Below are 7,844 nucleotides of genomic sequence, written 5' to 3'. Positions count from 1 at the left end.
AGCGGGCGGGGTGGTTCTGTCCGCCCTCTTTTCCCTTTCCGCTCCCCCCCCCCCCCCCCCCCCCCCCCCCCCCCCCCCCCCCCCCCCCCCCCCCCCCCCCCCCCCCCCCCCCCCCCCCCCCCGGCGGCTCAGCCGTACTCCCCCGCGAACCACTTCCGTACGGCCTCCGTGTGGAGGGGGAAGGCGAGTGCGGCGGGTGCGCGCAGGACGTGGTGTCCGCTGGTCTCGTCCGTGGGGACGGAGGGCGGGAGGGTGTCGGCGGGGCGGCTGGGCAGCAGGCCGAAGAGGAGGAGGTGGCCGCCCGGGGAGCTGAGGGCGTCGGCGAGGCGGACGTCGGCGGCGTCGGCCGGGATGCCGGTCTCCTCGCGGAGTTCGCGGGCGACGGCGGCGCGCCAGTCCTCGGTGTGGTCGATGAAGCCGCCGGGCAGGGCGACGCCGCCGCGCTGGGGTTCGATGGTGCGGGTGATGACGACGAGGCCGGTGCCCCGGCCGTCGGTGACGGGGAGGAGGGCGACGGCGACGGGCAGCGGGTTGCGGTAGGCGGTGGCTCCGCAGGCCGGACAGGTGCGGGGCCAGCCGGCGTCGGCCGGCTGGGCCGCGCCGCAGGAGGAGCAGTGGGAGTCCTTCACGGGCCGACCGTATGCGATGTCCCTTTCCCGGCGCTGCCGGAACTGGTAGACGGGGCGCATGAGTCGACTCTCCTCCGCCGCCCGCGTCCTCGCCGTCCTCGCCGCCGCCGGACTGTGCGCCCTCTCGGGCACGGTCGTCGCACCCGCTCCCCCGGCGTCGGCCGCCCCGGAGCCGAAGGCCCCGCCGGAGTTCGTGGCGCTGAGCGCGGTGGACCGGTCCATCGTCCAGGAGATGCGCTACACGACGGAGCACAACTTCGTGGGCGAGCGGATCGACGGCTACCGGCAGCCCTTGTGCATCCTGACCCGTCCGGCGGCCGAGGCGCTGCACCGGGCGCAGGTGCGGCTGCTGGCCCGGGGGTACACGCTCAAGGTCTACGACTGCTACCGCCCCCAGCGGGCCGTGGACCACTTCGTGCGCTGGGCCGAGGACCTCGCGGACACGCGCATGAAGGGCGAGTTCTATCCGCTGGTCGACAAGTCGAGGCTGTTCGCCGACGGTTACATCGCCGAGAAGTCCGGGCACAGCCGGGGCTCGACGGTGGACCTGACGATCGTGCGGCTGCCGGCGGTGCCCACGCGCGCGTACGTGCCGGGCGAGCGACTGGTGGAGTGCTACGGACCGGAGGAGGAGCGGTTCCCGGACAACTCCGTGGACATGGGGACCGGGTACGACTGCTTCGACACGCGCTCGCACATCGACGACCCGCGGATCCAGGGGGCCCAGCGGGCGAACCGGCAGCTGCTCAAGGGGGTGCTGGGCGGGGAGGGGTTCGCGAACCTGCCCGAGGAGTGGTGGCACTTCACGTTCAGGCCGGAGCCGTTCCCGTCGACGTACTTCGACTTCCCGGTCGCGCGGCGGTCGGTGGCCGGCCACTGAGTCTTCCCCGGCGGTGCCTCCCGTGGCACACTTCTGACGCTTCGTCAGATCAGTGGTGACCGGTGGTACGGGAGGCATCGATGGCGCGGACGCGCAGACCGGTGGTGGACGGCTGGTTCACCGACGACACCGTGCCGGAGGCGGAGTTCCGCCTGCTCGGCACCCGCTGCACGGCGTGCGCGTCGGTCTTCTTCCCCCGCGAGGACGGCTGGTGCCGCAACCCCGGCTGTCCCGGGGGCGGCGAGCTGGCCGAGGTCCCGCTCTCGCCGCGCGGCCGGGTCTGGTCGTACACCGACGGCCGGTACCGCCCGCCCGCCCCCTACGTCTCCGACCCCGACGCGCCCTGGGAGCCGTACACCCTGGTCGCGGTCGAGCTGGCGGCCGAGGCGATGGTGGTGCTCGGGCAGGCGGCGCCCGGGGTGACCACGGCCGACCTGGCCGTGGGCGCGGAGGTCGAGGTGGTGCCCGGCGTCCTCGACGAGGACGAGCGGCACGTCTGGACGACCTGGAACTGGCGGCCGGTGCGGGACGGGGCACGGGAGCCGTACGCGGGCGAGTCCGCCGGGCGCGGGCGCCGCGCCGACGGGGAGGAGCGGTCGTGAACGACATCGCCGTACTCGGCGCCGGGATGCATCCGTGGGGCAAGTGGGGGCGGAGCTTCGTCTCCTACGGCACGGCCGCCGCCCGCGCCGCGCTCGCCGACGCCGGTCTGGACTGGCGCGACGTGGGCTCGGTCGTGGGCGCGGACACGATGCGCTGCGGCTATCCGGGATACGTGGCCGGGGCGACCTTCGCCCAGGCCCTCGGGTGGCAGGGCGCGCGGGTCGCCAGCGTGTACGCCGCGTGCGCCTCGGGCGCCCAGGCCGTCGCGACCGCGCGGGCCCAGATCCTCGCGGGCCTGGCGGACGTCGTCCTGGTCGTGGGCGCGGACTCGACGCCGAAGGGCTTCTTCGCCCCGGCGGGCGGCGACCGCCCCGACGACCCGGACTGGCTGCGCTTCCGCGTTCTCGGTGCGACCAACCCCGCCTACTTCGGGCTCTTCGCGCGCCGCCGCATGGCCCTGTACGGCGACACCGCCGAGGACTTCGCCCAGGTGAAGGTGAAGAACGCGGCGGCGGGCGCGCTCAACCCGCTCGCCCGCTACCGCAAGCCGGTGACCGCCGAGGAGGTCGCCGCCTCCGCCGTCGTCGCCGATCCGCTGCGCCTTCTGGACATCTGCGCCACCTCCGACGGCGGCGCCGCGCTCGTGCTGTCCAGCATGGAGTTCGCACGGCGGCACGGGCGTCCCGACCCGGTGCGGGTGCGGGCGGTGTCCACCGTCTCGCCCGCCTACCCCAGGACCGTGCTCGACCTCCCCGACATCGCGACCGACTCCGCCGCCGCCGTCGCCCCCTCGGCGCACGCCTTCCGCGCCTCGATCGCGCGCGCCGCGTACGAGGAGGCGGGGATCGGCCCGGAGGACCTCTCCCTCGCCGAGGTCTACGACCTGTCCACCGCCCTGGAGCTGGAGTGGTACGAGGACATCGGGCTCTGCCCGGCGGGGGAGGGCGCCAAGCTGCTCCGGGAGGGCGCGACCGCGCTCGGGGGGCGGCTTCCCGTCAACACCAGCGGAGGGCTCGCCTCGTTCGGGGAGGCCGTGCCGGCGCAGGCGATCGCCCAGGTCTGCGAACTCACCTGGCAGCTGCGGGGCACGGCCGGCGACCGGCAGGTGCCCGGGGCGCGGGTAGGCATCACCGCCAACCAGGGCCTGTTCGGGCACGGGTCGGCGGTCGTGGCCGTGCGCTGACGCGCCCCCGGTGTCCACGGGACGCCGGGGCCGCCGTGCGCGGGGCCCCGAGGCGTCCCTGGCACGCGTCCGGTCAGGTCGAGACGGCCGCGTGGCTGCGGTCGGCCAGCACGAGGGCGTGCTCCACGACCGCCACCAGGACGTTCTTGACCGACTCGCGGTCGCGGGCGTCGCACATCAGGAGCTCCACCTCGGGGTCGAGGTCGAGCGCCCCGCGCACGCTCTCGGCGGGGAACCGGCGCGCGCCCTCGAAGCAGTTGACGGCCACCGTGAACGGGATGCCGCGCCGCTCGAAGTAGTCGATGGCCGCGAAGCTGTCCTCCAGGCGCCGGGTGTCCGCGAGGACGACCGCGCCCAGGGCCCCCTGCGCCAGCTCGTCCCACAGGAACCAGAAACGGTCCTGGCCGGGCGTGCCGAACAGGTACAGGACGAGATCCTCGCGCAGGGTGATCCGGCCGAAGTCCATGGCGACCGTGGTGGTCGTCTTGGCCTCGACGCCGTGCAGGTCGTCCACCGGACGCCCCGCCTCGCTGAGGACCTCCTCGGTCCGCAGGGGCCGGATCTCGCTGACGGCGCCGACGAGCGTCGTCTTGCCGACCCCGAACCCGCCCGCGACGAGGATCTTCAGGGTCACCGGCTCGACGAAGGACCTCTTGCGGCTAGAGCGCCCGAAGGCCATTGATCACCTCGCGAAGAATGCTCACGTCCGGCAGCTCGGCCGGCGGAACGGGGCGGGTCACGTGGACGAGTTCGTCCTCGACGAGATCCCCGACCAGCACCCGGACCACCCCGACGGGGAGGTCGAGGCCGGCGGCGAGCTCGGCGATCGACTGGGGCTGCTCGGAGCAGCGTTCGACGATCTCCACGTGTTCCGGGGAGAGCGTCTGGTCCCGGCCGGGATCGTCCGCGGCCGGTTCGGGGACGACCACCGCGATCAGGTCGAGACGGTGGCGGGTGGCGGCGCTCGTCCGGCCGCGGGTCATCGCGTACGGACGGACGACGGGCCCCGCCTCGTCGTCGAACCAGTGGTGGGGACCGGGCGTCCGGGCCTCCCCCGGCAGGCCGGCTTCGGGTGCGTCACTCATGCCGTCCCACTCACCCTCCCGAGGGCAGTCCGGTCCGGGGGGCCGTGGTGAGGTGGGCCCCGACCCGCTTCACCATCAGCGTCATCTCGTAGGCGACCTGGCCGACGTCGGAGTCGGCGTCCGCCAGCACGGCCAGGCAGCTGCCGTCTCCGGCGGCCGTGACGAAGAGGAAGGCGTCCTCCAGCTCGACGACCGTCTGGCGGACCTTGCCCGCCTCGAAGTGACGGCCGACGCCCTTGGCGAGGCTGTGGAAGCCCGAGGCGACGGCGGCCAGGTGCTCGCCGTCCTCCCGCGTCAGCTCCTGGGAGGCGCCGGTGGGGAGGCCGTCGCTGGAGAGCACCAGGGCCTTCCGGATCGACCCGACGCGCTGGACCAGCTCGTCGAGGAGCCAGTTCAGCTCGCCGTTTCCGGAGGTGGTGCTGGGTGCTGCGGCGTTCGGTGCGGTCATCGACCGTCCCCCTCGGGTGTCGTTCCTGGTGCTGTCGGGTCGTCGTGGTCGGCGCCGTCGCGTCGGCCGCGCTGCCAGCCCCGCTGCATGGCGGCCATGCGCGCGCGTACCTCCTCGGCGTCGCGCTCGAAGGAATCGGGCGTCTCGTCCCCGGCCGCCGGGCCCGCCGCCGTTCCGCGGGCTGCCCGGCGCTCGGCCTCGCGCAGCTGGGGCGCGAGGTTCGCCTGGCGTACGCGGCGGGGCAGACCGCCGAACGGGTCGGCGTCCCCGGTCGGCACGGGGCCGCCCGGGGGGACGGGGACGAGAGTCGGGCCGGTGCTCCGCGGCGGGCCGGCCGGATCGTCGTGCCCGGCGCCGCGGGCGATCTGCCCGGCGCCGTGGGTGTGGCTCCCGGGGCCGCCCGCGCCCTCCGAGGAGCGGCCGGGGGCGGGGTAGGCGCGGCCGGGCAGCGGGTGGGCGCGCTCGGGGAGCGGGCGGGCCCGTTCCGCGTCCTCGCCGGGGCGCGCGCGGTGCGGCTCGTCGACGCGGCGGCCGTGGTCGACGACCAGCGTCGGGGTGCGCCGGCGCGGCAGCGGGACGGGGGCGCCGGAGTCGGCGGGCGCGTCCTGCTCGCCGCGGGCGGTCGTCTGGTCCGGGGTCTGCTGGTGCTGCTCGTTCGCGGGCGCGAGGCCGCCGCGGCGCCGGTCCCGGGGCCGGAAGAGGCCGCCGCGCTCGCTGTCGCTGTCCAGCAGGTCCGCCGAGCGGTCCAGGAGGACGTCGAAGTCGTCGCTGCCGAGCGGGGCCTCCAGCTCGACGGGGCCGTCCAGGGGTCCGGGCGCCTCGGTCACGTCGGGGACGCGGGCGAGGGCCGGGCGGCGGGTGGGCAGGGTGCCGGTGTCGGCGGCGCCGTCGTCGTCGGGACGGTCGGTGCGCTCCAGCGAGGTGCGGTCCAGCCGGAAACCGGCGCCCTGGGTCTCGGGGGCGTCCGTGAGCAGCGCGGCCGGGATGAACACCACCGCGGTGGTGCCGCCGTACGGCGAGGTCTGGAGGGAGACGCGGACGTTCTGGCGCTGGGCGAGCCGGCTGACCACGAAGAGCCCGAGGCGGTCGGTGTCGGAGAGCTCGAACTCGGGGGTCTCCGCGAGGCGCAGGTTGGCGTCGAGGAGGGCGTCGGGGTTCATCCCGAGGCCGCGGTCGTGGATCTCCAGGGTGAAGCCGTTCGCGACCCGCTCGCCGAGCACCTGCACGGCGGTGTGCGGCGGCGAGAACACCGTGGCGTTCTCCAGGAGTTCGGCGATGAGGTGGGTGAGGTCGGCGACGGCCGGGCCGCCCACGCCGAGGCGGGGCAGGCGGCGCACCTCGATCCGCTCGTAGTCCTCGACCTCGGCGACGGCCGCGCGGACGACGTCCATGAGCTGGACGGGCTTGCGCCACTGCCGGGAGGGGGCGGCGCCGGACAGGATGACGAGGCCCTCGGCGTGCCGGCGCATGCGGGTGGTGAGGTGGTCGAGGCGGAAGAGGTCGGCCAGTTCGTCGGTGTCCTCGGTGCGCCGCTCCATCGTGTCGAGGAGGGTGAGCTGGCGGTGCAGGAGGACCTGGTTGCGGCGGGCGAGGTTGACGAAGACGTCGGAGACGCCGCGTCGCATGTCGGCCTGCTTGACGGCGGCCTCGACCGCGGCGCGCTGGAGGGTGTTGAGGGCTTGGCCGACCTGGCCGACCTCGTCCTCCCCGTACCGCAGGTGGGGCACCTCGGTGCCGACGTCGACCTGTTCGCCGGCGGCGAGGCGCCGCATCACGCTGGGCAGGCGCACCCCGGAGACCTCCTGGGCCTCCTTCTGGAGGCGCCGCAGGTCGCGGACGAGTTCGCGGCCGATGCGGACGGAGATGACGATGGAGGCGAGCAGGGCGAGGAAGCCGAGGACGCCGGCGACGCCGACCTTGAGCAGGACGCTGTACGCGGCGGGCTGGACGCGGTCCTGGTAGCGGTCGCCGGCGGCGGTGTTCTCGCGGGCGAGTTCGTCGAGGACCGGACTCGCCTGGTCCTGCCAGTGCGCGGCGGTGACGGCCCGCGGGCTGTCGGTGGGGCCCTCCTCGATGATGGCGGCCTCGGCGGTGCGCAGCGGCTGCGTGTCGGGGCTGCGCCAGAACTTCTCGAAGTGCTCGCGCTCGGCGGCGGGCAGGAGTTCGAGGTTCACCTCGTAGAACTGCTCGCGGTTGGCGACGAGGTTGGATATCGCGCGGATCTCCTGCACGGTCACGCGGTCGGCGACGAGCGCGGAGAGGACGAGGGCGTCCTCGCGGGAGAGGAGTTCGCGGGCGCGGGTCACGCCGACGAGGGCGCGGCCCTGCTTGTCCATCTCGACGTTCTCGAGGGCGTGCAGGGTGATGAGGAAGCTGTAGCAGGGGTCGACGAGCCGGTTGTAGAACTCCAGGGCCTGCATGCGGCCGATGTTGCGCTTCTCCACGGAGCGGCGCAGCGAGGCGAGGCCGTCGAGGGCTTCGAGGAGGGAGTTGAGGCGCTGGGCCGTGACGGGCCGCATCTCCTCCCGTACGCCGGGGTCGGCCGCGTTGGCCCGGATGCGGGCGATCTGCCGGTCGGTGGCGCGGCGGGTGTCGGTGAGCGCGGGGAGCGCCTCGGAACCGCGCGGGTCGGCGAGGTAGATGAGCGACTGCCGCCGTTCGAGCTGGATGACCCGGGCGGTGTCCTCCAGGGGGTAGCCGACCTTGTCGACGATGTAGCCGACGTCGAGCAGCTGGTCGGCCTCGCGTCCGGTGAGGACGGTGGCGAAGCCCCAGAGTCCGGTGAGGGAGACGAGCGGTACGAGGAGCAACGCCACGATCTTCCGGCGGATGGACTTCCCGCGAAAGCGCATGGCCTCCCCCTGCTCGGCCCCCGCGCGCCACGGAGGTCCTTCACGTTCGTGACGTCCGGCGTCAACACGCGGCGTCAACCTTCGGATTCAAACAAACGGCGGCGCGAGCCTACTACTGCATCACGGCCATCTCGAAGGCACGTCCGCGCGATTTTCAGCCTGTC

At 74.5% G+C, this 7,844-nt stretch carries 8 protein-coding genes; 3 read left to right on the top strand and 5 right to left on the bottom strand.

Annotated elements, in window-relative coordinates; translation table 11 throughout:
* Nucleotides 1-128: 128 nt before the first annotated feature.
* Complete coding sequence (locus ACZ60W_RS32705; protein WP_469759024.1) at nucleotides 129-629, bottom strand: NUDIX domain-containing protein; 501 nt, start codon at nucleotides 627-629, stop codon at nucleotides 129-131.
* Between the two features lie 58 nt (nucleotides 630-687).
* On the opposite strand from ACZ60W_RS32705, the gene ACZ60W_RS32700 reads away from it, so the two are divergent.
* From ACZ60W_RS32700 to ACZ60W_RS32690, 3 genes are all read left to right on the top strand, one after another.
* The gene (locus ACZ60W_RS32700; RefSeq protein WP_469759023.1) at nucleotides 688-1,509 is read left to right on the top strand and encodes a M15 family metallopeptidase; all 822 of its coding nucleotides are present in this window, start codon (nucleotides 688-690) and stop codon (nucleotides 1,507-1,509) included.
* Nucleotides 1,510-1,589: 80 nt separating this feature from the next.
* On the top strand, nucleotides 1,590-2,111 hold the full coding sequence (locus ACZ60W_RS32695; protein WP_469759022.1) for a Zn-ribbon domain-containing OB-fold protein: 522 nt from the start codon (nucleotides 1,590-1,592) through the stop codon (nucleotides 2,109-2,111).
* A 26-nt stretch (nucleotides 2,112-2,137) separates the two neighbouring features.
* On the top strand, nucleotides 2,138-3,295 hold the full coding sequence (locus ACZ60W_RS32690) for a lipid-transfer protein (protein ID WP_469759025.1): 1,158 nt from the start codon (nucleotides 2,138-2,140) through the stop codon (nucleotides 3,293-3,295).
* A 73-nt stretch (nucleotides 3,296-3,368) separates the two neighbouring features.
* Here ACZ60W_RS32690 and ACZ60W_RS32685 read toward each other — a convergent pair whose 3' ends face one another.
* The 4 genes from ACZ60W_RS32685 to ACZ60W_RS32670 are packed head-to-tail and all read right to left on the bottom strand — an operon-like array spanning nucleotide 3,369 to nucleotide 7,680.
* Nucleotides 3,369-3,974, bottom strand: coding sequence for a GTP-binding protein (locus ACZ60W_RS32685; RefSeq protein WP_469759021.1), 606 nt, complete (start codon nucleotides 3,972-3,974; stop codon nucleotides 3,369-3,371).
* Nucleotides 3,955-4,380, bottom strand: coding sequence for a DUF742 domain-containing protein (locus tag ACZ60W_RS32680; RefSeq protein WP_469759020.1), 426 nt, complete (start codon nucleotides 4,378-4,380; stop codon nucleotides 3,955-3,957). Before ACZ60W_RS32680 ends, ACZ60W_RS32685 begins: the two co-directional genes overlap by 20 nt.
* 10 nt (nucleotides 4,381-4,390) lie before the next feature.
* On the bottom strand, nucleotides 4,391-4,828 hold the full coding sequence (locus ACZ60W_RS32675) for a roadblock/LC7 domain-containing protein (protein WP_116162089.1): 438 nt from the start codon (nucleotides 4,826-4,828) through the stop codon (nucleotides 4,391-4,393).
* A complete protein-coding gene (locus tag ACZ60W_RS32670; RefSeq protein ID WP_469759019.1) occupies nucleotides 4,825-7,680 on the bottom strand; it encodes a nitrate- and nitrite sensing domain-containing protein in 2,856 nt (951 codons plus the stop codon). The genes ACZ60W_RS32675 and ACZ60W_RS32670 overlap by 4 nt, the downstream gene beginning before the upstream one ends.
* Nucleotides 7,681-7,844: the final 164 nt, after the last annotated feature.

The sequence above is a fragment of the Streptomyces sp. NPDC104202 genome, from assembly GCF_055584185.1.
This window is presented reverse-complemented; position numbering and strand designations above follow the sequence as displayed.

What these genes read in the sequence shown, in the direction of transcription:
- ACZ60W_RS32700 (WP_469759023.1), top strand. Translation starts at nt 688, where the DNA reads ATGAGTCGACTCTCCTCCGCCGCCCGCGTCCTCGCCGTCCTCGCCGCC.
- ACZ60W_RS32695 (WP_469759022.1), top strand. Translation starts at nt 1,590, where the DNA reads ATGGCGCGGACGCGCAGACCGGTGGTGGACGGCTGGTTCACCGACGAC.
- ACZ60W_RS32690 (WP_469759025.1), top strand. Translation starts at nt 2,138, where the DNA reads ATGCATCCGTGGGGCAAGTGGGGGCGGAGCTTCGTCTCCTACGGCACG.
- ACZ60W_RS32685 (WP_469759021.1), bottom strand. Translation starts at nt 3,974, where the DNA reads ATGGCCTTCGGGCGCTCTAGCCGCAAGAGGTCCTTCGTCGAGCCGGTG.
- ACZ60W_RS32680 (WP_469759020.1), bottom strand. Translation starts at nt 4,380, where the DNA reads ATGAGTGACGCACCCGAAGCCGGCCTGCCGGGGGAGGCCCGGACGCCC.
- ACZ60W_RS32675 (WP_116162089.1), bottom strand. Translation starts at nt 4,828, where the DNA reads ATGACCGCACCGAACGCCGCAGCACCCAGCACCACCTCCGGAAACGGC.
- ACZ60W_RS32670 (WP_469759019.1), bottom strand. Translation starts at nt 7,680, where the DNA reads ATGCGCTTTCGCGGGAAGTCCATCCGCCGGAAGATCGTGGCGTTGCTC.